The 25855-nt window shown below is 63.8% G+C and carries 17 protein-coding genes; 6 read left to right on the top strand and 11 right to left on the bottom strand.

Annotation, left to right across the window (positions count from 1 at the left end; genetic code table 11):
- Positions 1–5: 5 nt before the first annotated feature.
- A complete protein-coding gene (locus MPN20_RS07450; RefSeq protein WP_242780871.1) occupies positions 6–671 on the top strand; it encodes a 3-oxoacid CoA-transferase subunit B in 666 nt (221 codons plus the stop codon).
- A gap of 340 nt (positions 672–1011) precedes the next feature.
- Here MPN20_RS07450 and manA read toward each other — a convergent pair whose 3' ends face one another.
- From manA to MPN20_RS07405, 9 genes are all read right to left on the bottom strand, one after another.
- On the bottom strand, positions 1012–2328 hold the full coding sequence (gene manA, locus MPN20_RS07445) for a mannose-6-phosphate isomerase, class I (protein WP_242780870.1): 1317 nt from the start codon (positions 2326–2328) through the stop codon (positions 1012–1014).
- Positions 2329–2604: 276 nt separating this feature from the next.
- On the bottom strand, positions 2605–5385 hold the full coding sequence (locus MPN20_RS07440; RefSeq protein WP_242780869.1) for an NlpC/P60 family protein: 2781 nt from the start codon (positions 5383–5385) through the stop codon (positions 2605–2607).
- A gap of 264 nt (positions 5386–5649) precedes the next feature.
- Complete coding sequence (locus MPN20_RS17495; RefSeq protein WP_242780868.1) at positions 5650–7170, bottom strand: LCP family protein; 1521 nt, start codon at positions 7168–7170, stop codon at positions 5650–5652.
- A gap of 372 nt (positions 7171–7542) precedes the next feature.
- Positions 7543–8691, bottom strand: a complete 1149-nt coding sequence (locus MPN20_RS07430; RefSeq protein ID WP_278189732.1) for an acyl-CoA dehydrogenase family protein — start codon at positions 8689–8691, stop codon at positions 7543–7545.
- Between the two features lie 37 nt (positions 8692–8728).
- Positions 8729–9313 (bottom strand): 5-(carboxyamino)imidazole ribonucleotide mutase, encoded by a 585-nt coding sequence (gene purE, locus MPN20_RS07425; protein ID WP_278189731.1) that lies wholly within the window; start codon positions 9311–9313, stop codon positions 8729–8731.
- A gap of 1 nt (position 9314) precedes the next feature.
- Positions 9315–10562 carry a 5-(carboxyamino)imidazole ribonucleotide synthase gene (locus MPN20_RS07420; protein ID WP_278189730.1) on the bottom strand — a complete coding sequence of 416 codons (1248 nt, stop codon included), beginning with the start codon at positions 10560–10562 and terminating at the stop codon, positions 9315–9317.
- Positions 10563–10599: 37 nt separating this feature from the next.
- The gene (locus tag MPN20_RS07415; RefSeq protein WP_242780866.1) at positions 10600–11868 is read right to left on the bottom strand and encodes a class I SAM-dependent methyltransferase; all 1269 of its coding nucleotides are present in this window, start codon (positions 11866–11868) and stop codon (positions 10600–10602) included.
- Positions 11869–11950: 82 nt separating this feature from the next.
- Positions 11951–13114 carry a nucleotide pyrophosphatase/phosphodiesterase family protein gene (locus MPN20_RS07410; protein ID WP_242780865.1) on the bottom strand — a complete coding sequence of 388 codons (1164 nt, stop codon included), beginning with the start codon at positions 13112–13114 and terminating at the stop codon, positions 11951–11953.
- A complete protein-coding gene (locus tag MPN20_RS07405) occupies positions 13114–13836 on the bottom strand; it encodes a DUF5998 family protein (protein ID WP_242780864.1) in 723 nt (240 codons plus the stop codon). The genes MPN20_RS07410 and MPN20_RS07405 overlap by 1 nt, the downstream gene beginning before the upstream one ends.
- Here MPN20_RS07405 and MPN20_RS07400 point away from each other — a divergent pair.
- The 3 genes from MPN20_RS07400 (at position 13835) to MPN20_RS07390 (ending at position 20361) form a co-directional block, all read left to right on the top strand.
- The gene (locus tag MPN20_RS07400) at positions 13835–16507 is read left to right on the top strand and encodes a bifunctional GNAT family N-acetyltransferase/acetate--CoA ligase family protein (RefSeq protein WP_242780863.1); all 2673 of its coding nucleotides are present in this window, start codon (positions 13835–13837) and stop codon (positions 16505–16507) included. The two genes, MPN20_RS07405 and MPN20_RS07400, sit on opposite strands and share 2 nt — an antisense overlap.
- Positions 16508–16806: 299 nt before the next feature.
- The gene (locus tag MPN20_RS07395; RefSeq protein ID WP_242780862.1) at positions 16807–17361 is read left to right on the top strand and encodes a TetR family transcriptional regulator; all 555 of its coding nucleotides are present in this window, start codon (positions 16807–16809) and stop codon (positions 17359–17361) included.
- Positions 17362–17562: 201 nt separating this feature from the next.
- Positions 17563–20361: a DNA topoisomerase IV subunit A gene (locus MPN20_RS07390; protein ID WP_242780861.1), complete on the top strand. Its 2799-nt coding sequence runs from the start codon at positions 17563–17565 to the stop codon at positions 20359–20361.
- Between the two features lie 498 nt (positions 20362–20859).
- Here MPN20_RS07390 and MPN20_RS17490 read toward each other — a convergent pair whose 3' ends face one another.
- Positions 20860–22158: an adenylate/guanylate cyclase domain-containing protein gene (locus MPN20_RS17490; RefSeq protein WP_242780860.1), complete on the bottom strand. Its 1299-nt coding sequence runs from the start codon at positions 22156–22158 to the stop codon at positions 20860–20862.
- A gap of 521 nt (positions 22159–22679) precedes the next feature.
- Positions 22680–23705 carry a biotin--[acetyl-CoA-carboxylase] ligase gene (locus MPN20_RS07380; RefSeq protein ID WP_242780859.1) on the bottom strand — a complete coding sequence of 342 codons (1026 nt, stop codon included), beginning with the start codon at positions 23703–23705 and terminating at the stop codon, positions 22680–22682.
- Positions 23706–23772: 67 nt separating this feature from the next.
- Between MPN20_RS07380 and MPN20_RS07375 the strand changes: the two genes are divergently transcribed.
- Together MPN20_RS07375 and MPN20_RS07370 are read left to right on the top strand one after the other, a co-directional pair.
- Complete coding sequence (locus MPN20_RS07375) at positions 23773–25353, top strand: acyl-CoA carboxylase subunit beta (protein WP_242780858.1); 1581 nt, start codon at positions 23773–23775, stop codon at positions 25351–25353.
- The gene (locus MPN20_RS07370) at positions 25350–25628 is read left to right on the top strand and encodes a hypothetical protein (RefSeq protein WP_242780857.1); all 279 of its coding nucleotides are present in this window, start codon (positions 25350–25352) and stop codon (positions 25626–25628) included. The genes MPN20_RS07375 and MPN20_RS07370 overlap by 4 nt, the downstream gene beginning before the upstream one ends.
- The last annotated feature ends 227 nt before the right edge of the window (positions 25629–25855 follow it).

The following is a 25855-nucleotide window of genomic DNA, read 5'->3' as shown; positions in this document are numbered from 1 at the left end:
CCGATATGTCATTGACAAGAAACCAGATGGCCGCCCGCGCAGCGCAGGAGCTCGAGGACGGCAGCTACGTCAACCTGGGTATCGGCATGCCCACGCTGGTGCCGAACTACCTGCCCGAGGGCGTCGACCTGGTCCTCCAGTCGGAGAACGGACTGCTGGGCGTCGGTCCTTACCCGACCGAGGATGAGATCGACCCTGATCTCATCAACGCCGGCAAGGAGATCGTCACGATGGCCCCCGGCGCGTCGTACTTCGACTCAGCGGCCAGCTTCGGCATGATCCGCGGCGGCAAGATCAACGCCGCGATCCTCGGCGCGATGCAGGTCGCCACGAACGGCGACATCGCAAACTGGATGATCCCCGGCAAGATGGTCAAGGGCATGGGCGGGGCGATGGACCTCGTCCACGGCGCCCAGCGCGTCATTGTGATCATGGATCATGTCGCCAAGGACGGCTCGCACAAGCTGCTCAAGACCTGTGAACTGCCCCTGACAGGTAAGCGCGTGGTCAGCCGCATTATCACCGACATCGCCGTCCTCGACGCCAGCGGAGACTCGTTCACCCTCGTCGAGCTGGCTCCCGGAGTCACCGTCGACGAGGTCAAGGAGAAGACCGGCGCCGAGGTGAACGTCCCCGATGACGTCCCCACCATGACCGTCGCCGACGTCTGAGACAGTCGTCCCGCCGGCTGGCTCCGATCGCCGCCAGCCGGTCCAGGTCGCTCAGCTCAGGCGAACTGCCAGTGTGGTGAAGTGACGAGGGCAGACTGCCCACCATGACAGCTTGCCCATTGAGCCCTCGTAGGCAGACAACCATTCAGCCCTCGCAGACAGACAAGTGGACGTTTCGGTCCAAATCCGATCAAGGATTTCGTTCCGAAGCGTCCACTTCGCATAAGTGAGGCGGTTCGCGACTCGGCGCTGCACACGCCCATCGTCGAAACCCGCCCCACTGGGGTGATGCTTCAGCGCTGGCCGTTACCGTTCCCGCGCAAGAGCCGCTGCGAGGAACTCAGGCGAACGGCAGCGACGTATCGAGACCCGTCGTCGCCACGAACAGGTCTCCGTGGCCGTCAGCGGTGACTGTGGGCTCGTTGGCGGCGACGAAGACGCTCTCTCCGCGCGACAGGGTCACCGACGAGCCCAGAGACGTCAGAGAGATGGTTCCCGACGTACACAGGACGATGCTCGCGCCTCGCCGTTCGATCTTCTTCAGACGAGGGCAGCGCAGCGCCTGGAGCGCGAAGTCCTCCGTCGTGCCGAGCAGGATGCCGTCACGATCAGGCTCGACCATCCGCGGCGGCGCCGAAGAGAACTTCGCGACGGCACCGAGCTCTGGAATGTCGATGTGCTTGCTCGTCAGGCCACCGCGCAGCACGTTGTCGCTCGAGGCCATGATCTCGATGCCAGTGCCGTAGAGGTAGGCGTGCAGGACGCCGGACTCCATGATCAGTGCCTCCCCCGGCTGCAGGTGGACCCTGTTGAGCATGAGCGCGACGAGGACGCCGGGATCCGAGGGATAGTCGGCGACAAGCTCGCGGAACGTCTGCCCGGGGTCGACCGACGAACCGATTCGGCTCGCGTGACCGAAGGGCGGTTCCGCCAGTGTCTGGGCTGCGGCTTCGTCGACGAAGCCGGGCGAGCGAGGGTCGCCGAGCACCATCTCGACAGCTCGTGAGAATGCCTTCGTCTCGTTCAGGGGCCTCAGAGCCCCGATCACGTCGCCCAGGAAGTCCAACGAGTCAGGGCTCAGCGACAGCGACAGCATGCGCTCGAAGGTGGCACGCACGGCCTTGCGTGGGCGGAAGCCGGTCAGAGCATGGAACTCGGTGAGTGCATAGATGAGCTCCGGCTTGGCCGAAGGATCTTTGTAATTGCGATTCGGGGCATCGAGGTCCGGCCCCTCAGCCTCCTCACGGGCGAAACCGACGGCTGCCTGCTCAGGGTCCGGATGCACCTGGATCGAGAGTGCCTTCTGCGCAGAGAGGACCTTGAGCAGGAAGGGCAGCCGCGGCCCGAAGACCTCGACCGAATCATGGCCGAGAAGCCCTGCGGGATCGCCGGCGAGGTATTCGATGAGGTTGGGTCCGGTGCTGACATCTCTTCCGGTTTTCACATCGAGGGACGAACTCGAGCCGGCCAGACGACTGCGGCCGCCCGCAGATTTCTGTTCCGCGGTGCCGAGGTCGAGACGTGACGGGCTGAGCGGATGTGCTCCGAGCCAGAGTTCGGCACAGGGCGTACCGTCGGGAACTGTGCCCAGAATCGCCGGAATCGCGTCTGTGCTGCCCCACTCAAAGTTCTTGACTGCGTTGTGCAATCGTCGCACTGTCGTAAGCCCCTTCGGATGGACTGATCGGATGCACGCGCCTGGTACTCGCGCGTTGTTCAACGGTAGCGCGTCCGCCTGGCCCGATCCTGCAATTCTATGGTGACTTCACGATTTATTCAGCCCAGGTCATGCGCTGTTCACCGGGGCTCACCTGCTGTTCGACTCCGGCAACGCAACGGTGCCCCGCCGCCGGTCCTTTGTCAGGACCGGCCACGGGGCACCGGAGGCGCTGCACTCCTCGGACATCACCGCAGCGACGTCGAACAGCGGGTGTCAGCCGACGACGCGGATGACCTTCGCACCACGGTTGAGCATCCAGCTGTAGCTGCGCTTCGTCGTGTTCGTGCGGGTCGAGCCGGCATCGTACATCTGGCCCTTGGCCTCGGAGATGATTCCGATGTGACCGGGGATCCAGATCAGGTCGCCTGCCTTGGCATCCTTCACCGGGATGACCTTCCCGGCATTACGCTGCTGGCTTGTTGTGCGCGGCAGTTTGATCCCGTGCTTGCCATAGACGTACTGCGTGTAGCCGGAGCAGTCCCATCCCTTCGTCGGCGAGGTGCCGCCCCAGACGTACTTCACGCCGAGGTGGGACTTCGCCTCCTTGACGATGGAGTTGCGCTGAGCCTGGATCTGCTCAGCCTTGGACGGCTTCTTGTCCTTTTTGTCGTTCTTGGACTTATCGTCCTTGGACTTGTCGTCCTTCTTGTCATCCTTCGGCTTGTCGGCCTTGGGCTTATCCGCCTTGGGCTTATCGTTCTTCGACTTATCGTCACCCTTGGAGTTTTTGTCGTCTGCAGAACCTTCCCCGGAGTCTGCAGCCGAACCGCCATCTGTGGCCTTGTCTCCTGGCGGCGATGTGTCGGTCGCGCCGCCGGTGATGGTGCCGCTGGGCGAGAACTCCGTGGTTCCGTATCCTTCGGCCCAGACGAGTCGAGCACCTTGGAACAGTTGCTCTCCTCGCCCGTCCTTGTATACGGGATCGGACTTCGGGTAACCGAGGTGACCCTTTTCCTTGCCCTTGTCCTTCCAGTATTTCTGCAGCGTTCCCGTGGAGAAGTGCGCCCCGGTCTTGCTGGACCAGTGCATCTCACCCTTGGCGAACTTCTGGTAAGCACCGCCGCCCTTCAGGCCGCCCTTCTCATTCGAGGTGGGCAGCCCGAGCTGGGTGACGACGTCACCCTTGTAGGACTTGGCGATGGCACCACCGAGGTGGTAAGCACCGGTCTTGCTTGACCAGTAGACAGTGCCCTTTTCGTATTTCTGGCCTTTGCCCCCGGTCAGTCCCGTGACGTCGAATTCCTTGCCGACGGCCTTGCCGAGCTCCTTGGCGTGATCGGCCGCATACTTCTCAAGCGGAGTCTTCGGCTTCGGAGTCGCCTTCTTGCCGTCATCCTTCTTCTTGCCGTCGTCCTTTTTCTTGCTGTCGTCCTTCTTGTCATCCTTTTTGCTGTCGTCCTTCTTGTCATCCTTTTTGCTGTCGTCCTTCTTATCGTCGGACGGCAACTTTCCGGACTTGAGGATTCCTGCAGCAGTCGAGCGGATTTCACCCATCTTGCCGTAGAACGCATCACCTGGGCAGGTGGTGTTGGCGAGGTCGCGGTGGGCGACGACTGTCTTCTTGCTGACCGAGAGGCCATTGAGCGAAAGCTTCCAGGCGATCGCAGACGCCACAGCGTCGCGAGTCTTCTTCGGCGGAGCAGCCTTGTCGTAGGAGCCGATCACCGAGATGCCGAACGTACCGGTGTTGTGACCGGCGACGTGGGCGCCGATGACGGCCTTCTTGATATCACCGGCACGCGCCTGCCAGAGGCGGCCATACTTATCGGCGATGACGTTGTATCCGATGTCCGACCAACCGCGTCCCGACTGGTGGTAGGACTGGATGCCGCGGAGGATCGAAGGAACATCCTGAGCCGAGTAGCTGTTCGAGCCGGCAGTGTGGTGAACCACTGTCTGCTTGACGCTGCTCGCGTAGTCAGGGCTGCCCTTGTACGCCTTGGCACCCCACGAAGAGCGCGAAGCGATCTTCGGCTTGGGCACCTTGGTCTTGGCCACGGAGTGCACAGAGGAAGACCCTGGCACGTAGTTCTGGTTGCTGACTTCGGCTTCTCCGGCAGCAGCGGCGTTTTCGGTGCTTCCGGTTCCCGCAGTGTCAGTCGATGTTGAGGAATCGTCGGCAGAATCGGTCGACGTCGAACCCTGCGACGGCAGTTCGACCGGAGCGTTGTCAGCCACAGCCGAGGCATCCTTGGCATCGCGCTTCGGGTCGACGAGCACGAGCTCGGCGTCGCTGGGGGCCTTATCGCCGAGGATGCGCATCTGCACACCCGAAGCGTGGGTGACGGTGAACGGCTCTGAACCTTCGTTCTTCGCCTGATCCGCCGGCTCCTCGTCAAGGCTCGTCCAGCTTCCCCATTCGGATCCGCTCTTGGTGCGGATCTGGATGCGGATGTTGGAGGACGATTCCTTGAAGGTGAATCCGACCAGGCTCGGGTTGTTCGACGGAACATCGAGCACATCCGAGATGAGCGCGATGTTGACGCCGTCTTCGGTCTTCTGGCGAACCCCACCCGAGATGTCGTCGCCGGAGTCCTGAGACGAGCCGGAGTCCTGAGACGAGCCAGATTCCTTAGACGAGTCTGACGAGCCGGACGGGTCCGTGGAATCCTTTGCCGGCGCCGAGCCCTCTGAGGGAACGGCCTCGTTCGAATCGCTCGGACCAGTCAGACCCGCCGAGACGGGATTGATCGATCCGGTCGAGGCGTTCGCACTGACGTTGACGGTGGCAGGCACCTGCGTCGTGGCGAGAGCCGTCTGCGATTTGAAGATGTTCGGCAGATTGCTCGTAGCGCTCTGGTTGGCGGCAGTGGCCTTGGGATCACTGGAGTCGCGTGCTCCGGGGACGTTGAGTCCCTCTTCGCTCACGCTCAGCGCCTTCTGGGTCACTTCCGGCTCGTTCGATGCCGCGAAGGCAGTCGGGGCCGTGATCGCCAGGGTGCCAACGAGTGCAACTGAAGCGCAGCCCGCAACTGTGGGCAATATGTGTTTCATCGTTACAGCCTTTTCGAGGAAGTCAGGGAAGTTCAGGCTCGGGGGGTTGCTTCACCGTTGGCAGAACGGTGGGAAACCCCAACATCTCAAAATTGTTACACATTTCCGGCGTGTCAGACTAGCCAAATAACAAAATAATCAAGTTACACCGGTGTGGTTCCCAGTGTTCTCAAGGGACACACCGAGGGAAAGTTTTTTCGGAAATCATGCCTGCCTTCACGCTTTCGGTCATGATCACACAAGACCCACTGCGTGATCGACGTCTCACGGGACGTAGCAGATTGCCTTCGCATCGGCGCTTTCGCCCTTGTCAGCACTGCTGTCCGTGCTCCCCTGAGCAACGGTCTGCGGCTGTGAACCGAGATGCTTTCCGAGCCCCGCAGACACACCTGCACGGGCTCCTGAAGTGGTTCCCGAGGCCGATTGGGCGCTCTTGTCCTTCTCAGCATCCTTTTCGGAAGCATCGATCTTCTTGGCAACCAGACGTCGAGCCTCGGCGAAGTCCGGATGTGATGGTGTCACGTTCGGCGGAGTCAGGTCAAGTGACTCGATCTTCTGCGACTTGACCTTCAACGCGAGGTCGACGAACGAGTCGACCTGCGACTGCGGGATCGATGTCGACACTGCCCCCGGCGTCGCCTTGGCGATGCTCTGGTAGCGGGTCAGAACCGTCGCCGGGTCCAGCTGCTTGACCATCGCGGTCTGGACGCAGCGCTGGCGGATCATGCGCTCGTAGTCACTTGAGAATTCCCGCGACCGGGCGAACCACAGTGCATGGAAACCGTCGAGCTTCTGCTTGCCCGGCTCGATCCACCCCTTGACGGGACCGTGCTGACCGGTCGTCGGGTCGACCTTCGACGAGATCGGCACCCGCTTGCCTGAGACGAGCGTGATGCCGCCCAGTGAGTCGATGAGCTTCTGGAAGCCCTTGAGGTTGACCATGGCGTAGTACTGGACCTCGAGGCCGGTGATCGCCGAGGCGGCATCCATCGTGGCCTGCTCCCCCGCCATCTTCGGATCCTCGAACTCATCCTTGTGCCGCTCGCCCTGCTGGAATACGGCGTTGAGGAGGCATTCGTTGCCGCAGTCGTATCCCTGCGGATAGTGCTTGTGCAGGGGGGAATCCTTGGGGAACGGCACGTTCTGCATGTTGCGCGGCAGTCCGATGATGACGGTCTTTCCGGTCTTCGCATCGACTGACACCAGCGACATCGAGTCTGGGCGGATGCCGGTGCGTCCCTTACCGGCGTCGGAACCGAGCAGGAGGATGTTGTAGCGCCCGTTGACCGGCTTCGCCGCCTTGCCCGAGGCGAAGAGGTCGCTCATCAGTCCGCGCTGAGAGTTGAGCATTGTCGTTCCCCAGGCCAGAGGACCCACGACGATGAGCACAAGGGCACAGAAGGCCGCGACGAACCGTTTGCGGGCCCGGGCCGAGACCGTGACGAGCTTGATGCGTCGCAGTGAATCGAAGAGGCAGACGACCCAGTTGATCGCGATGACGGGAACCCAGATCGACAGAAACGTGAGGATGAACGGGTTCGTGCCGATCGTGAAGAGGAACGTCTTGTTGATCAGGATCACCACAAGAGCGATGATCGCAAGAATCCAGCTGATGGCGGTGATGGACAGTGAGATCTTGGCCCACCGGCGCGCACGGAACAGCAGCTGTACGCCACCGGGAATGAGCGCGGTCACGAGGAGAAGAACCCACGCCCGCACGTCCCGTGTCGGCTGCGAGGCATACGACGGGTAGCGAATGGGGTCGACATATCTCGTTTCGGCCACTGACCTGCCTTTGCCTCGTGCTCGTTGCTGATGCGGCCGCCCGAACCGACTGTTCGGACGCTGCGCCACAGGAACTACTGTGCCAAAAAATTGTCAGAGTCCTCTGTGTTCATCCATTGTGTCGCGTGCATGTCCCCGAACCCTGCACATCCGCCCTGCGCATGTCGCACAGAGTGTGAGGACGTTCACGAAGGTCCCAACCGAGCCGATGCGGCGCATCCTCAACGAGGGCATTCGCTCCCGTCAGGCACACAGCAGAACATACCCAGCAGACACACACAGGGTCCCACGCAGGGCCCCGCACAGGAGAAGATCCCCGCCCGAAGGCAAGGATCTTCTGCCGAGCAGGACAGGTTCTGCGCGTGACCGGACTCAGGCGATGAGCTTGCGGCCCATCACCATGCGCTGGATCTGGTTAGTGCCTTCGTAGATCTGAGTGATCTTCGCATCGCGCATCATCCGCTCGACCGGGTGGTCGACGACGTAGCCCGCACCGCCGAGCAGCTGCACGGCATCCGTGGTGATCTCCATGGCCGCATCCGAGGCGAAGGCCTTCGCGGCGGCTCCGAAGTATGTGAGGTCATCGTCGAAACGCTGGCTCTTCGCAGCGGCGGTGTAGGTGAGCGACCGGGCGGCTTCGAGCTTCATCCCCATATCGGCGAGCATGAACTGAATCGCCTGGTTCTCAGCGATGCTCTTGCCGAACTGCTGACGTTCCTTCACATAGCTGACCGCATAGTCCAGAGCACCCTGTGCGATGCCGACGGCCTGTGCCGCAATCGTCACGCGGGTGTGGTCGAGGGTGCGCAGAGCGATCTTCAGGCCCTCACCCGGTTCGCCGACGATCCGGTCGCCGGGCAGTCGGACGTTGTCGAAGAGGAGTTCGCGGGTGGGCGATCCCTTGATGCCGAGCTTGCGCTCCTTCTCACCGAAGGTGAAGCCCTCATCGGACTTTTCAACGACGAAAGCTGAGATGTTGCGTCCCCGTGCTCCGTCAGGGTCGGTCACAGCCATGACCGTGTAGTACTCGGACTCGCCGGCGTTTGTGATCCAGGTTTTCACGCCGTTGAGGATCCAGTCATCGCCGTCGCGCACGGCACGGGTCTTCATCGAAGCAGTGTCGGAGCCGGCTTCGCGCTCGGAGAGCCCGTAGGAGAAGCCGGCTTCACCCCGGGCGACCTGCGGGAAGTACTTCTGCTTGATCTCTTCGCTGCCGCCGAGCTGGACGGGCAAGCTGCCGAGCTTGTTGACTGCTGGGATGAGGGAGGATGAGGCGCACCCACGTGCGACCTCTTCGATGATGATGGCCACAGCCAGTGCATCCGCACCCATGCCGCCGTATTCCTCGGGAATGTGCGCGGCGAAGAAATCGGTCTCGACCAGAGCGTCGTGAGCTTCCTGCGGGTAGCGAGAATCCTGGTCGACTTCGGCGGCGAACGGCGTGATCTTCTTCTCGACGACGTTGCGCACAGCGGCGCGAATCTCTTCGTGTTCTTCGCTGGGCTGATAAAGGTCGAACATCATACTCCTAGAACTGATCGATCGTTAAGTAGCTCTATTATCGCCGCAGTGCACTGCCTTTGTCGAGAGCGACCTGCCGCAGCTGGCTTCGATACTCGTCGAGTCGAGAGCGAATCGCAGCGGCTTCCTCGCCTTCACCGGCGCCGAGGATCCGGGCCGCGAGGAGGCCCGCGTTCTTCGCCCCTCCGATCGAGACGGTGGCCACGGGAACGCCTCCGGGCATCTGCACGATAGACAGCAGAGAGTCCATCCCGTCGAGGTACTTCAGTGGGACGGGTACGCCGATGACCGGCAGTGACGTCATCGAGGCGATCATTCCCGGCAGGTGAGCCGCTCCCCCGGCGCCGGCGATGACGACGCGCAGTCCACGATCGGCTGCGGTCTTCGCCCATTCGACCATGTCTTCGGGCATGCGGTGAGCGGAGACGACCTCGGCGATGGAGTCGATGCCCAATTCCTCAAGCGCCTCGGCGGCGGCCTTCATCGTCGGCCAGTCCGAATCCGAGCCCATGACGATCCCAACTCGCACGGTGCCGGGATTCGCAGAGTTGTTTTGAGGATTCGCAGCGGATTCACTCGCCGAGGCGGCGTCCAGGTTCGCGTCGTCTGTTGCAGGGGGCATATCAGGCCCTTTCGTCTGGTGCAGGATCGGCGGGAGCAGAGGTCGCAGATGTGGCAGGTGAGCCGGAATTGGCATCGAGATCGGCCGGGGCCGGCATCTGCGGGTGCGGGTTGACGTCGACTCCGGCGATGAAGTCTGCGGCGTGACGGGCCCGTGCGAGGACGAGCTCGCGGTCGTGGCCGTAGGCGTTGACGTGGCCTACCTTGCGACCCGGGCGCACGCTCTTACCATAGAGGTGGACCTTCACTGCCGGGTCGTGGGCCATGACGTGCAGATAGGGCTGGTAGAGATCCTCGTGGTCGGCGCCGAGGATGTTGACCATCACGGACACGTCCTCCCGGGCTGCAGGGCTGCCGAGGGGCAGGTCGAGGACGGCGCGCAGATGCTGTTCGAACTGACTCGTCACGGCCCCGTCCTGGGTCCAGTGGCCGGTGTTGTGCGGGCGCATGGCGAACTCGTTGATGAGGAAGCCGTCGGCGGTCTCGAACATCTCCATCGCCATAACGCCGGTGACGTCGAGGGCCCCGGCGACCTTGAGGATCGCAGCGGTGATCTCCGTCGACGTTTCGGCGGGCAGGCTCGGAGCCGGCGCGATCGCCTCTTTGCAGACTCCGTTCTGCTGCCAGGTTTCAACGACCGGCCACACAGCGGTCTGACCCATCGGGGATCGTGCGACCATGACAGCGAGCTCACGGGTGAAGTCGACCTTCTCCTCGGCGAGCAGCTGCGGAACCTCACGCAGCCAATCGGCGACCTCGTCGATCGACTCGATCACGCGTACACCCTTGCCGTCGTAGCCCCCGCGCGGAGTCTTCAGAATGAATGGGTAGCCGACTCGAGCGGCGAAGTCCTCGGCTTCGGCCACAGAGTTGATCTGGGCCCAGGCGGGGTTCGGCAGCCCGAGCTCGTCCATCTTCTCGCGCATGAGGATCTTGTCCTGGGCGAAGATGAGAGCCTGCGGCCCGGGGCGCACCGCGTGGCCCGCCTCGGTCAGCGCCTGCAGATGTTCCGGGGGCACATGTTCGTGGTCGAAGGTCACCACGTCGACGGTCTCCGCGAACGCCTTGAGCGTCGCGAAGTCCGTGTAGTCGCCCACGGTCACCTCATTGATGACCTGGGTGGCCGGGGCATCCGCTGTCTCCGCGAGGACGGAGAATCGGACGCCGAGGGCTTCTGCGGCAGGGGCAAGCATACGTGCCAATTGGCCTCCGCCAATCACACCAACACGAGGAAAAGTCACGATCGCCATTCTATCCGCAGGCACTGACACAGTCCGGTCAGGTCCGTCAGGTGAGTCGAAGGCGCCACAGAGAGGTCACCTCGCGGCTGCGAGCGGCGTGGAGTTCGTCCTCGGCATCCCGTGCCCGAGGGTGTCTAGGAGCGGTGTCGATTCGGTCGATGACCGTCAGTCCCGCCCCGGCGATGCGTGCGAGGAGGTCGGCCCGCGTCCTCAGTCCGAGGTGCTCGGCCAGGTCGGAGATGATGAGCCAGCCTTCGCCGCCCGGGTTGAGGTGGGCGGGAAGTCCGGCGAGGAATCGGTGCAGCACGTCTGAGTCCGGATCGTAGATACCAGCTTCAAGCGCTGACGTCGGCTGCGCGGGCAGCCAGGGCGGATTGCAGACGACGAGATCGGCCCGAGGCGTGTCAGTGGTTCCGCCCACAGCCGCGCCCTCAGGATAGAGATCGGCCTCGACGACCTCGGCCATGTTGTCGAGGCCCAGGCGACCAAGATTCTCGCGGGCGCATGCCACCGCTCGCGGGTTGATGTCAGTGGCCACGACGCGAGCGATGCCACGGCGCAGCAGCAACGCGGCGAGAACTCCGGTGCCGGTGCCGAGATCGAACGCTGTCGATCCACGGGCTGCCGTCGGTTCAGGGGTCACTGTCGGTTCAGGGACTGCCGCACCTGCTGCCAGTGACTCGGGCAACGGAGTCCGTGCGACGAGGTCGACGTATTCGCCTCGGATCGGCGAGAACACACCGAAGCGAGGATGAATGGTCTCGCCCAGAGCAGGTACGTCCACTCCCTTGAGCTGCCACTGATAGGCACTGAGGACACCGTTGAGTTCGGTCAGCGACACGCACATGGGTCCGCTCGGCTCCCCGTAGGCTGCGCGGCAGGCGGCGCTGACGTCCGGGGCCCGGCGCAGGTCGAGTTCGAAGCCCGCACCGAGTTCGATGACGACATGGCCGAGCAGGCGCGCACGATCTGCCGTGGCCCGACGCTGACTGCTGAAGCTGTGTTGACTGCTGAAGCTGTGCTGACCGTTCGCTTTGTCGTGCGACCGGCTCTTCTGCCGTGAAGTCTGGCGTTCCTGCTGCTTCTTGAACCGCCGTCCCATCGCCTGCACCAGCTGGCGGCCGTTGTGGAAGTCCCCGCGCCAGAGCATGGCCGTCCCGGACTTCGCGAGTCGGAATGCCTGGTCGGCCGTGACGTCGTCGCTGATCACGACCACGTGCTCCGGCGCTGGGACGTGACTCTCCGAATGCCAAGTCGCCGACGCCTCGGCACCGTCCTCGACCCAGCGAATCACGGACTTGGGATGGGGTGACATCGGCTGCTCCTGAGCGGTCGCGGGACGATTGGGGCAGAGAAGACGATCTGGCCACAGATCAGTGAATTCGGGTGAGGCTGCCTCACACGACGATGAGGGGAATCTCCAGCTCGCGTGTCGTCGTCGATCCGTGATGGCCGATGAGAGCCAGCGCCGAGGCGGAGTCGTGCTCCGAATCGACTATGGCGAACTCGTCCTGGCAGATGATGACGAAGTCCCCGATGCGCTCCCGCACCCGTGGAACGACGGGTCCGAAGTACCCGCGCCGAATGGCCTCCGCACGACTGAGCATGAGCCCGCGACCATTGATGGTCTCGGTCCACGCAGACGCCACGTCCGCCTCGGCGCCGGGTTCGACATAGAGATGGAGTGCACGCGGCTCTCCCCCGACGTGGCGCACACCGGTACGCAGCCACGGGGCATCGGCGAGGTCAAGACGCAGCTCATGGTCGATGTCGACCATCCCATGGTCGGCCGTGACGATCATCGTCGAATCCGCCGGGAGGTCGTTGGCCAGCTGGGACAGTGCGAGATCGACATGCTCGAGCTCCTCGGTCCACTGCGAGGAATGCGATCCGTGGACGTGACCGGCCTTGTCGAGGTTGCCCCAGTAGAGGTAGATGAGACGGCGACCGGGGGCCCGCGCCTCGGCGATGGCATGCCTGCAGCGCTCCTCGAGCGTCTTCGACGCACGGAACCGACCACCGCGCAGAGACGCCTTGTTCAGGCCGCGACCGGCGAACTTCGCCTCGCCGAGGCTGACCACATCAACGCCCGTGTCACTGAGACGCTCGAACAGAGTCGCGTCGGGCACCCACGCGACGGGGTCGACGTCGAGGTCCCAGGTCAGCTGGTTGAACACGGCGTCCTTCGCCGGGTCGAGCACACGGTAACCCACGACTCCGTGGGCACCGGGCAGACGGCCGGTGGCCAGCGACGACAGTGAGTTCGCTGTGGTCGAGGGGAAGCCGGTCGACAGGGTCCGACGGCCAGAGGCCAGGGAGCGGAAGAACGGGGTGTACCCGCTGTACTCCTTCAGCTGCTGCTCGCCCATGCCGTCGATGAGGACGACGATCGTCGTCCGCGACTCCCGGTCCAGGCCGAGTGCTCGGGCCCGGGCGCGGGCCGTATCGTCGAAGATCTCCCCCGCGCCGAGGCCCAGCGCCGCAGCCGGAACGACATCGGAGAGGATGGGGCCGGAATAGTCGGGTGGACCCATCAGGGTCGAGGCGTGAACGTCCGTCATCAGCGACGCGACCGGAGCCTGGCCTGGAAGACTGCTGAGCGCAGCTTCCCAGCGAACTCCGCGATGCGGTCGACGGCAGACTGGCCCTCGGCTTCGGCAGAGACGCGCAACATGACGTCCTCAGCGAAGATCGAGCCGCCGTAGCCGTGATCGCCCACGCAATCGGGGTCGCCGCAGGTTTCAGGGAAGGCTTCGAGTCGGCGTGAGGCGCCCCACGAGAGAGTCAGCGACACCTCGACGGGTTTGTCGCCGGGTTTGAACGCGGCGGGATCGGCGAAGGTCCGACCGACCATGACGGTGCCGAGTCGTTCGAGTTCGATGTCCTCGCTGCTCGTGACCGCGCGCGGCTTCGACCCCGGTGCGACATTGGGATCGTCATCGACGTGGGCAAGGAGGAGCCGGGTCTCAGTGAGCACGAACGCCGTGACGTGACGGTGGATCGACTCGATGTCGACATGCGTGTCGATGTGGACGAAATGGGCGAGCACCGGTTCGTCGAACAGAGAATCGGCGAGGATGCCCTGCGTGAGTTGCGGATAGTAACCTGCCGACTGCAGATCGTGGACGAGAACCTCGGGTAAAGCCATGGTTCCCATTGTGCCCCACTCGCCCGCAGCATCCCAGTTCGGCTCGTGGGCGAACTCCTGTTCGGCCACTGTTCGGGCACTTGTCTGCTCGTGTGCCTCCCCGCGCCGAGGTGGTGGCGCATATGCTGGGACCATGGAAAACTATCCTGCCGGTTGGGAAGCTGATGTCGTCCTCCGCGACGGTGGAACCGCGCATCTGCGTCCCATCACTCCAGCCGATGCCGAAGCCATCTCGCGCCTGCACGAGGCGCAGTCGCCCGAGTCCATCTATCTGCGCTTCTTCGCCCCCCTGCCGCGTCTGCCCAAGCGCGATCTCGAACGGTTCGTCAACGTCGACCACCACGACAGGGTGGCCCTGGTCATGCTCATCGGCAACGACATCATCGGAGTCGGCCGGTTCGACAAAATCACACCCACTTCGGCGGAGGTCGCCTTCAACATCGCGGATGCCCACCAAGGTCGCGGAATCGGCTCGATCCTCCTCGAGCACCTCGCCGCTGCCGCCCGGGATCTGGGGATCCGGAAGTTCACCGCCGAAGTGCTCCCCCAGAACCGCTCGATGCTCCAGGTCTTCCAGGCCGCCGGCTACGAGGTGTCCCGGGGTTTCGACGACGGCGTCGTCGCCGTGAACTTCGACATCGACCCCACGGCACGCTCGGTCGAGGTTCAGTCCTCACGCGAGCACCGCGCCGAGGCCCTGAGCGTGCGCACGGTCCTCCACCCCGCCTCGGTAGTGGTCATCGGTGCCAGCCGCAAGCGCAACTCCACCGGCAATCTCCTCATCCGCAACATCACCTCGGCGAAGTTCACTGGCGACCTGTGGGTCGTGCACCCCGAAGCCGACCAGGTCGCAGGCGTACAGGCATACCCGAGCCTCGGCGACCTTCCGGGCACGGCCGACCTGGCCGTGATCGCGGTACCTGCGGAATCCGCCACCGAGGTGGTACAGGAGTGCGCCGCCCACGGCGTCAAGGCCGTGCTCGTCATCTCCTCGGGCTTCGCAGAGACAGGGGCCGAGGGCGCCGAACTGCAGCGGCAAATGGTCTCGACAGCCCGTGCCTACGGTATGCGCGTGGTCGGGCCGAACTCCTTCGGCCTTGTCAATGAGGCACAGGACATCTCGCTCAACGCCTCGCTGGCGCCGTTCCTGCCCGCTTCAGGCACGCTGGGCCTCTTCAGCCAGTCCGGCGCACTGGGCACTGCCCTCCTCGCCGCGGCGAAGAAGCGCGGGCTCGGCATCTCGACGTTCGTCTCGGCCGGAAACCGTGCGGATCTGTCCGGCAACGACCTCCTCCAGTACTGGGAGGAGGACCCGGCGACTAAGACAGTCGGCCTCTATCTCGAGTCGATCGGCAACCCGCGCAAGTTCTCGCGCATCGCCCGCCGGGTCTCACGCGTCAAGCCCGTCGTCGTCATCAAATCCGACCTGACCGGCCGTGAACTGCCGCCGGGACACATCGTGCGCACATCCTCGTTGGCTCCCAACACCCTCGACCAGGTGCTCGGGCAGGCCGGGGTGATCAGGGCCGGTACTATCCACCAGCTCTTCGACTTAGCCCAGGTCTTCTCCACACAGCCGCTGCCGGCCGGCCGTCGAGTCGGTGTCATCGGCAACTCCGCGGCAATGTCGACCCTCATCGTCCAGCGCGCCCGCTCCGAAGGTCTGCACATCGAAGCCGATCCCGTCTCACTGCACCCCGAGGTCGAGGCGGAGACCTTCCGCACCGAGCTCGACGCGATGTACGCCCGCGACGACATCGATTCGGTCGTCGTCACCTTCACCCCCTCGGCCGGTGCCGAGGAAGCCGAGATCGCCGCCCACCTCTCCGAGGCCGCCGCCCGTTCGAAGAAGACGACCGTTGCCTGCTTCCTCGGCATCCAGGGCGTCCAGGACGAACTGACGTCGTTCCTCAGCGACAGCGAGGGAAACCGCATCTCCCATACTGTGCCCAGCTACGTCGGCCCCGAGGACGCGGTCTGGTCTCTGGCCAGAGCGACCGACTACGCCCGCTGGCGCTCGGCCGAACACGGTCGCTTCCTCGACGTCGAAGACCTCGATGACAAAGGCGTGCGCACGATCATCGAAACGGCCCTGTCTGATGCGGTGCCCGGCACACCGGTGCGTCTCGAGCGCGACCAGGCCACCGAACTGCTCAAGTGCTACGGGATCGAGGTCCTGCCCTACCTCACCGCCGCCTCGGTGGATGAGGGTCTGGCCGCAGCGGAGACGATCGGGTACCCGGTCGCACTCAAAGCCGTGTCGTCCACCCTGCGGCACCGAATGGAACTCGGCGGGGTACGGCTCAACATCGAATCCCCGGAGGAGCTGAGAGAGGATTTTCAGGCGATCCAAGAGCTCATCGGCACGCTCGCCCTCGACGAGGAACCTCTCGTCGATGTGCAGGCGATGGCTCCTCCGGGCGTGCCCTGCGTCATCCGCGCCGGCGAGGATCGGCTGCTGGGCCCGTTGCTCTCGTTCTCCCTGGCCGGTGACACGACCGAGCTGCTCGGAGACGTCGAGCATCGTGTGGCTCCGCTGACAGACAAGGATGCTGAGAACATGATCCGGTCGGTCAAGTCCTCGCCGCGGCTGTTCGGCTATCGCGGTCTGCCACCGGTCAATATCGATCCGCTCAAGAACGTGCTCGAGCGCCTCTCGGTCCTCGTCGAACGGCACCCGCAGATCCTCGAACTCGAGATCCATCCGATGGTGGCGACCGTCACCGACGGGCATCTGCTCAGTGTCAGGATCGAACTCCTCATGGACACCACGCGCATCGATTCGACTCGGCGTCTGCTCAGCTGAAGCGTCAGCTGAGGCGCCCTCCGGCAGGTGCCCTCTGATGCCGTTGATACGGAGCTTTCACCCAGCCCTGGAGCACGAGATGGACCGTTTAGTGGGAACCGACTGCCAATTTGGCGAGTCTTATACCAATTGATCGGCTTTGAAGGTAGTGTCTGTATCCGTTCCAGCACAAACCGTTATCGGATTGTGTTTCTGTGCATGGCCATCAAATGGTCATAGTCTGTGACCAGATATCTGGTCATCCACCGTCCGAAATCACCTCGACTGCAGGTGTCTCAAGATAGCGAGGCCGCAAAGAAATGATCTCTCGAAGAGACGTCGTGACCGATTCCGCGATAGCCGTAGTGGCAGAACAGGGTGTCCGCGGGCTGACCCACCGGGCAGTCGATGCCCTGGCCGAGCTGCCCGTCGGATCCACCTCGAATGTTTACCGCACCCGCGACGCTCTGATCACCGGGATCATGGAGCGGATCACCGAACTCAACTCCCAGCAGCTCGAGCGTCTGCCCGGAACCCTGCGCAGCAGCGACAAGTCGATCGAGGTCGTCGCCGTCGACTTCTGCATGAACTGGCTGACCACCGACCGGAACCGCTTCTACACGATGATCATGCTCAGCCTCGACCCAGCACTCCCCGACGAGGCTGTCTTCGCAAAGCAGAGGAACCTCCGAGGCATCCAGGACTTCGTCATGCGCTTCGGCGAGGTCGACGCAGAGATGGCTCGGACCATGACCAGCTCGGTGATGGGCATGATGGTCACCGAACTCATGGCGGGAACCGCAGAGCGCGCGAACATCGAGGCCTACATGACCCGATTCATCCAGTGGAAGCACAGCCTCGCACCAACCTCCTGATGGCGGCAGGCAGCTCCTGCACTCCTCCCCCGCCTGGCCGCCCGTTCGACCGGCCGGCGACACGGACGCCCCGGAAAACCGGGGTTGAGCCGTAGAACTCAAATAGAACGCTAGAATCAACGGGTGCTCTCTGTTGCCGATGCACCACCTCGGTGCGGGCGGTGCAGCAGATACGGATAATTCTTGCGTCAAAGGAGTTCCATGACCGAAGGCAGAGTCATCGATGTCGACGTCTCGTCGGAGATGGAGAGTTCGTACCTCGAGTATGCGTATTCGGTCATCTACTCACGCGCCCTGCCCGATGCACGTGACGGCCTCAAACCCGTCCAGCGTCGCATCGTCTACCAGATGGGAGACATGGGCCTGCGCCCTGAGCGCGGCCATGTGAAGTCCTCCCGCATCGTCGGCGATGTCATGGGTAAACTGCACCCGCACGGTGACTCGGCGATCTACGACGCGCTGGTGCGTCTGAGCCAGGACTTCATCATGCGCGTGCCGCTCGTCGACGGACACGGCAACTTCGGCTCGCTCGACGACGGCCCGGCTGCCCCGCGCTACACCGAGGCGCGCCTGACCACGGCGTCGATGCACATGATCGCCGGCCTTGACGAGGATGTCGTCGACTTCGTCGGAAACTATGACAACACGCTGACTCAGCCCGAGGTTCTGCCCAGCGCGTTCCCCAACCTGCTCATCAACGGCGCGTCAGGCATCGCCGTGGGCATGGCCACGAACATGGCGCCGCACAACCCGGGTGAAGTCATCGCCGCCTGCTGCCACCTGATCCGCAACCCCGAGGCCGGACTGGCCGAGCTCATGCGCTTCATCCCGGGTCCCGATCTGCCCACAGGCGGTCGGATCATCGGACTCGACGGTGTCCGCGAGGCCTACGAGAGCGGACGCGGCACCTTCCGGACCCGCGCGACCGTCTCGATCGAGAACGTCAGCGCCCGCCGCAAGGGCATCGTCGTCACCGAGCTGCCCTACCTCGTCGGACCGGAGAAGGTCGTGGCGAAGGTCAAGGACGCCGTCGGAGCGAAGAAGCTCACGGGCATCGCCTCAATCGACGACTACTCGGACCGCAAGAACGGCATGCGCCTGGTCATCGGCATCAAGAACGGGTTCAACCCGGAAGCCGTGCTGGCCGAGCTCTACCGCCAGACTCCCCTCGAGGAGTCGTTCGGCATCAACAACGTCTGCCTCGTCGAAGGCCAGCCGCGGACCTTGGGCCTGCGGGAGCTGCTCACCGTCTATCTCGCGCACCGCATCGACGTCGTGCGTCGCCGCACGGTCTTCCAGCTGCGCAAGGCCAAGGACCGTCTGCACTTGGTCGAGGGACTGCTCATCGCGATCCTCGACATCGACGAGGTCATCCAGCTCATCCGCGCCTCCGACGATGCGTCCGCCGCTCGCTCAAGGCTGATGGACGTCTTCGAGCTCTCCGAGCTCCAGGCCACCTACATCCTCGATTTGCAGCTGCGTCGGCTGACGAAGTTCTCGCGCATCGAGCTCGAAGCCGAGCGCGATGAACTGCGCAAGAAGATCGAGTATCTCGAATCGCTCCTCGCTGACGAGGCCATGCTGCGCGAACTCGTCGCCTCCGAACTTGAGGCGACTGCGGAGATCATCGGGACTCCGCGCCGGACTGTCCTCATCGAAGGTTCCATGAAGGAACTCTCCGCCAAGGGCAAGAAGGCCCAGACCGACCTCAAGATTGCCGATGCGCCGTGCCGGGTGCTGCTGTCGACCTCGGGTCGCATCGCCCGCACCTCTGATGCCGCGCCGCTGCAGCGGACGGGGAAGCGCTCGAGCCACGATGCTCTGCGCTCCGAGATCGTCTCGAGCACCCAGGGCACCGTCGGAGGCATCACCTCGGCAGGTCGGATCCACATGGTCGACGTCGTCGATCTGCCTGCTCTGCCGCCTGCTGTCTCCCGTCCCAATGTTGCCGGCGGCGTGAAGATCGCCGACTACATGGCACTCGAGAAGGACGAGAAGGTCATCGGTCTCATCGACCTTGATCGAGAGTTCGTCCTCGGCACGGCCGACGGCGTCGTCAAGCGCGTGTCCGTGGCCGGACGGCCGAACAAGACCGAGTGGGATGCCATCGGACTCAAGGGCAAGGACACCGTCATCGGCGTCGCTCAGCCCGACGACATCGACGCGTCTCTGGCCGTGTTCGTCACGTCCAACGCACAGCTCCTCGCCTTCGACGCCTCCGGTCTGCGCGCCCAGGGCTGGAACGCATCGGGGGTCGCCGGCATCAAGGTCGCCGCCGATGCGCGCGCGATCTTCTTCGGCATGACGTCGAAGGACGCGAAGACCGACGAAGACGGAGACGCCGATGAGAGCATCGGCAGCTTCGCTGTGGTCACGATCGCCAGCGGAGAGAACTTCTACGGAGCCCCGTCCTCGTCGATCAAGGTCAGCGAATTCTCCGAGTTCCCGACCAAGGGTCGTGCGACCTCGGGCGTGCGCGCCCATAAGTTCCTCAAAGGCGAGACCGAACTGTCCCTGGCATGGGTCGGCGACAGCCCGCAGGCTGCTGCTCAGGCAGGCGGAGCCAGGACCCTGCCGACCGAGCTGTCGCGACGCGATGCCACCGGTTCCCCGCTCGAGTCGAAGATCGATGTCGTCGGCACACTTCCCCGCCTCGGCGGAGCTGAAGCCGAGGACCACAGCCCGGCTGCTGCCGGCGATGACGGTGCCGACTTTGAGATCGACGATGCCGACGCCAGCTCAGCTGCGGCTGGGGGTTCAGCCAAGGCTGGGTCGAAGTCATCGAAGAGGAAGTCATCGAAGAAGTCCGGAACGCAGGGTCTGGCGACGAGCTTCGATGAGCTCGCCCTCGATCTCGAGGAGCCGCAGCGCGCCGAACAGTCGGATGAACTCGACCAGAAGAAGGAAGAGATCGCCCGGTCGAAGATGGACTTCGACGGCGCCGTCATCGTCTCCCACGACGACGATGATGACGAGGACGACGACACCGCGCTGTTCTGAGGGGCCAGGGGCTGAGGGGGCATCGTTCGGCCTCGGCGGTCTCAATGCGAAGCGGATTCCGCGCCCAAGGACGCTTGCTCAAAAGCCGCTTTTCGGCCGAATTCGCAGCCGTGTGTATGTCCGCCGCAAAAGGCCAATTCGACAAATTGACGATTCGCACGGGCGCATACCGGCGGTGCCCATTCATCGCCGCGCTCACTTCGCCTACTGTAAGCCGCGGAACACACCGTTCACTTCGCTTGTCCTACGCTCACCTGCACTCACCACCATTGCAGGTGTAGGACGAGCGGCTGACAGTGGAAGACGAACCTAGACGACCATCACCGTCACTTGCGCGACCGGACACATTGTCGGCTGCACGACGACAGAGTCAGCGGCGCGAAGATCGCCCACTGAAATGACTCTTGGGCTAACCTGCCTGTCGGGCTGAGCTGCCTGTCGGATTGCGCCGCCTGTCGGGCTGAACTGACTGTCGGAACTGAAACCGCGCTCCGCGCCTCAGTTCTCGTCGTCGTCGAGATCGAGCTTCATCCGCGCAGCCGTACCGCGCTTCATCTCGCCGATGCCAGTCTCTCCCAGCCCGTGCAACGAGAGCGACTCCCGGCGTTCGAAGACATAGGCGTCCGACGTCGAGAGGACACGCGCCGTGTCCTCATCGGTGAAGATCGTGCCGGGATCCGCGACTGCCGTCAGGCGAGCCGCAAGGTTGACGCTCGAGCCGAAGATATCGCCCAGTCGGGACAGGACCCTGCCCCACACGAAGCCAACGCGCGCCTGCGGCAGATCCTCGGCCGCAGTCACACGCTCCATCAAGGTCATCGCGATCTCCGCCCCGCCCAGCGGCGTCTCGGCGGCGAAGAACACTTCGTCGCCGACGGTCTTGATGACCCGACCGCCGCCGGTGGCCACGATGTTGTACGCCATGCCCTGGAACTCCTGGACGAGGTTCGCCAGCTGCCTGGGCTCCATCTTCTGCGACAGGCGCGTGTAGGAGACAAGGTCGATGAAGCCGACCGCGCGGGCCAGCGGCATCGACGAGTCGTACCAGCCCTGCCGGTTGTCGATGGCCAGACCATCGGAGACGTTGACGTTGAGTCGGCCCATCACCTCGGCGAGGTTGCGCCGCCACGAATACGTCAGCATCTTTTGCAGCGGATCGACCATGTCCTCGACGACCTGCAGCGCGTCGCGCCTAGCCTCGGGGTCGGTCAGGCCCTTCTCCTCGGTGAGGAAGTCGACGAGCGTCTCCATCTGCCACACCACGAGTCGGTCCGTGGTCTGCCCGATCGCACGGGCCAGCGACAGGGCCGTGCCCTGATCGATGAGGCCATCGGCGACCGGTTTCGCCCACATCCGCAGGGCGTGAGCGTCGCTGAGCGTGTAGGCCTTCTCTTCGGCGACCGTCTGCGACATGCCCAGCGCACGCCACATCTTGCGCGCCGAGACGGTCGAGATCCCGCCGAGCTTCGCGGCCTCCCGCCGGTCGAGGACACGCTTGCCGTCGAGGAGGATCTCCTCGAGTCTCTCGGCAGCGCTGCGCGTCTCGTAGATCGTCTCGTCCGCGACGTCGTCTTCCGCCTCGTCGACGATCTGCATCGCCGAAGTGCGGGGATCCTCATGCAGTCCACTGAAGAAGTCCTCGTCGGCGGAGCTGTGCGAATCGTCGGCGGCCACTGTACCGTCGTCGTTCGTCCCTGAAGTGTCGGACTCCCCCATCGCCGAGGTAGTGGCCAGGTCCTCATCGCCGAGTTCGATCCCGGGGACCGATGCCGGCGCCGAGGCGGGTACAGGGTTCACGATCGGTGTCCCCATGTTCGATGTGGCAGGTCTCGGGCTCGCTGCGGTAGGCCTCGAACTCGCCGACGCTGAGTTGCTCTGACTATTCGTGGTGGACTGATGATTCGCTGTGACCTGATGATTCGCGGTGACCTGATGATTCGCTGTGACCTGATCATCCGTGATCAGTGGGATCGAGTTCGGCGGCTCGGCGCCGCCTCCCGAAACCAACGCCGCCGAGGAATCGGATGCCGCGGATGAACCAGCCTCGGAAGAACCGTCCGCAAGCGATTCGGAGTGAGCACCGGCCGCCGCCCCGTTGCTCGGCTGGTCCGTTGCCTGCTGCTCTCCGCGACCCGACGACGGCGACTGAGACTGCGAGGAGGACGACTCCTGAGATACAGACTGAGACTGAGACTGCGCCTGAGATACAGACTGAGACTGCGACTGAGATGGAGCCTGAGCCGTCTCATCAGCTCTCTTCGGGTGGGCAGCCTCGTCGGAGACGACCTTGAGCTGCGCGGTGAAGTCCGAGGTGCCGGTCATCGACCGCCTCCGAATCCCGTTGACGTCGAGTCCCCATCGCCGACCACACTGCTCTCGTCGTCGGTCACACTGCTCCCATCGCCGACCACACTGCCCTCGGCACTGCTCGCACCGACGTTGCCCTCATCGGCATTGCGCAGGTGGTGCACGTCCCCGGCGCTGACGACCGTCTTGTCGTCAATGATGAGGTCGCCGCCGGAGTCGAGTCCGGTGGCCTGGCCGTAGAGGTTCGTTCCGTCTGGTCGCTCGACCCGGACCCTGGTTCCGAGAGTCACCATGTTCTCACGCACCGCGGCGGCAGAGGTGCTGCTGCTGAAATCAACATCGCCATACTCGACAAGCTCCCTGTAGGCAGGAATCAATCTGCTCAGAATCGAGATTAACAACACTTCATGATCAATCTCTGAGCCGTCCGTACCCTTCTCGATCGCGATGGAGCTCGCGCTCTCACGAGGCAGATCGGTCGGCTCGAGGCGCGTATTGATTCCCATCCCCAGCACGATCCGTGGGCCCGACGCCAGCGTCTCGACGCGAGCGAGGATCCCGCACAGCTTCTTGCCTTCAGCCGTCAGCACATCGTTGGGCCATTTGAGTACGGCGGGAGCACCCGCCTCGGTGATGGCGGCGCGCACGGCCTCACCGGCTAGCAGCGGGATCCAGCCCCAGGAGTCGAAGACCGATCCGGGTTCAAGGAGGATCGAGAACGTCAACGACCTGCGCTCGGGCACGGTCCAGACCCGGCCGAGCCGGCCGTGACCGGCGTTTTGGAAATCGGTGCCGTGCACGGTGAACTCGGCGGGCACCTCGGCGAGGTCGATGCCGTCAGCGGTACTCACCGAACGCGTGATGCCAGCAGGCGCCTCGGCGAGGGTTGAGGTTCCACGGACCAGATCAGACAACTCATCATTCGTCGATGGGCACGAATCGTCCCAGATGACAATGGGTATGTCGAGACCTCTGGCGGCAGCGTTGCGGCGCAGCGAATCGACATCGACGAGGAAGGAATTGTGTTGGCTGTTCACCAGTCCACTCTAGATTCTTTTGGCGGGAGTGCACAATGAACGCGTCGGTCCTCGTTATTGTGGAGACATGACGGAAACCCCACGCACAACAGCTGAGCGCATCGACGCTTTGGTCCAGCGCCGCGATGCGGCCCACACCGGCAATGTGAAGTCGGTGGAGAACCAGCACAAACGCGGCAAGCAGACCGCTCGCGAACGCATCGATCAGCTCCTCGACGATGACTCGTTCCAGGAGATCGACGAGTTCGCCCGTCACCACAACCACCAGTTCGGGATGGAGAACAACCGCCCAGACGGTGACGGCGTCGTCTGCGGCCTGGGCACGATCGACGGGAAGACCGTGGCCGTGTTCGCCCACGACTTCACGGTGCTCGGCGGATCCCTCGCCGAGGCGAACGGCCGAAAGATCGTCAAGGTCCAGAAGCTCGCGATCAAGTTGGGATGCCCCATCATCGGGATCAACGACTCCGGGGGTGCACGCATCCAGGAGGGCGTGGGCTCGATCGCTTTGTTCGCTGAGATCTTCCGCCTCAACGTGGCATCCTCGGGCGTTGTCCCGCAGATCTCACTCATCATGGGCCCCTCGGCTGGCGGCGCGGTGTACTCCCCCGCGCTGACCGACGTCACGGTCATGGTCGACCAGACGAGCCACATGTACATCACGGGCCCCGACGTCATCAAGACCGTGACCGGCGAAGAAGTCGGCCACGAGGAGCTCGGCGGCGGACGCACCAATAACACGGTCTCCGGCAACGCCCACTATCTGGCCGCCGATGAGGAGGACGCGATCAACTACGTGCGCGACCTGCTCTCATTCCTGCCGCAGAACAACATCGATCCGGCGGATGCCGACGAGTTCGAATCAGACCTCTCCGTCACGCCCGATGACGAGGCGCTCGACACCCTGATGCCGGACTCTCCCTCGCAGCCCTATGACATCCTCGACGTCGTCACCACGGTCCTCGACGATGCCGAGTTCCTCGAGGTCTCCGAGCTCTTCGCTCCCAACGTCGTGACCGGTTTCGGCCGCGTCGAAGGAGTCAGCGTCGGCATCATCGCCAACCAGCCCATGCAGCTGGCGGGAACTCTCGACATCGACGCTTCGGAGAAGGCAGCGCGCTTCGTCCGTCTCTGCGACGCCTTCAACATCCCGATCCTCACCTTCGTCGATGTCCCCGGCTTCCTGCCCGGCACGGATCAGGAGCTCGGCGGAATCATCCGCCGCGGCGCCAAGCTCATCTACGCCTATGGTGAGGCGACGGTTCCGCTCATCACTCTCATCACCCGCAAAGCCTATGGCGGCGCATACTGCGTGATGGGGTCGAAGCAGCTGGGCGCGGACATCAACCTCGCGTGGCCGAGCGCGCAGATCGCTGTGATGGGCGCGCAGGGTGCGGCGAACATCGTCTACCGTCGCAAGCTCAAGGCCGCCGGTGAGGCTGGCGAGGATGTCGACGCTCTGCGTGACGAGCTGATCCAGGACTACGAGGATGCTCTTCTCAACCCGTACCTGGCAGCCGAAGAGGGCTACATCGACGCGGTCATCAAACCCAGTGAGACGCGCAATCGAATCGTGCGGGCATTGCGGGCGCTGAAGAACAAGCACGTCGACGCGCCGGCGCGCAAGCACGGTAACATCCCACTATGAGCCAGGATGCACAGGAGCACGTGATCGCCGCGGTCGAGAACCGCACAGAGGTGCGCGCGCACGATGGCGAACCCGTCAGCGATGACATGGCCAGTGCTGCTGCCGTCGCCGCAGTCGTCGCGATCCGTCAGGTTGCTCGCGCGTATGCTGCCAACCAGGCGGCCGCGTTGAATCAGCTGGAGACGCAGAAGCATGATCGGGCGGGCTTCAACGCTCCCCGACGCAACATGCGCAAGCGTCTCCCGCAGTCGTGGACCCAGACGCTGGGCCGCTGAGCAGGAAGTGAGGCTCTGACCCGCGCAGCTGATGAGCTACGCGGGTGCTGTGGTGCACGGCTGATGAGCTACGCGGGTGCTGAGGTGCGCGGCTGATGAGCTACGCGGGTACTGAGCCGCGCGGCTGATGCGCTTATGCAGCCCTTGAGCCGCGTGACTCATGAGGTGCCCGCTATTCGCCGAGCGGACCACTTATCGTCGAGTGGACCAGTTGTAGCTGGTTCGCT

It is taken from the genome of Brevibacterium sp. ZH18 (assembly GCF_022748595.1).
Classification (GTDB): domain Bacteria; phylum Actinomycetota; class Actinomycetes; order Actinomycetales; family Brevibacteriaceae; genus Brevibacterium.
The sequence above is the reverse complement of the archived record's forward strand: the minus strand, read 5'-3'. Positions and strand labels throughout refer to the sequence as shown.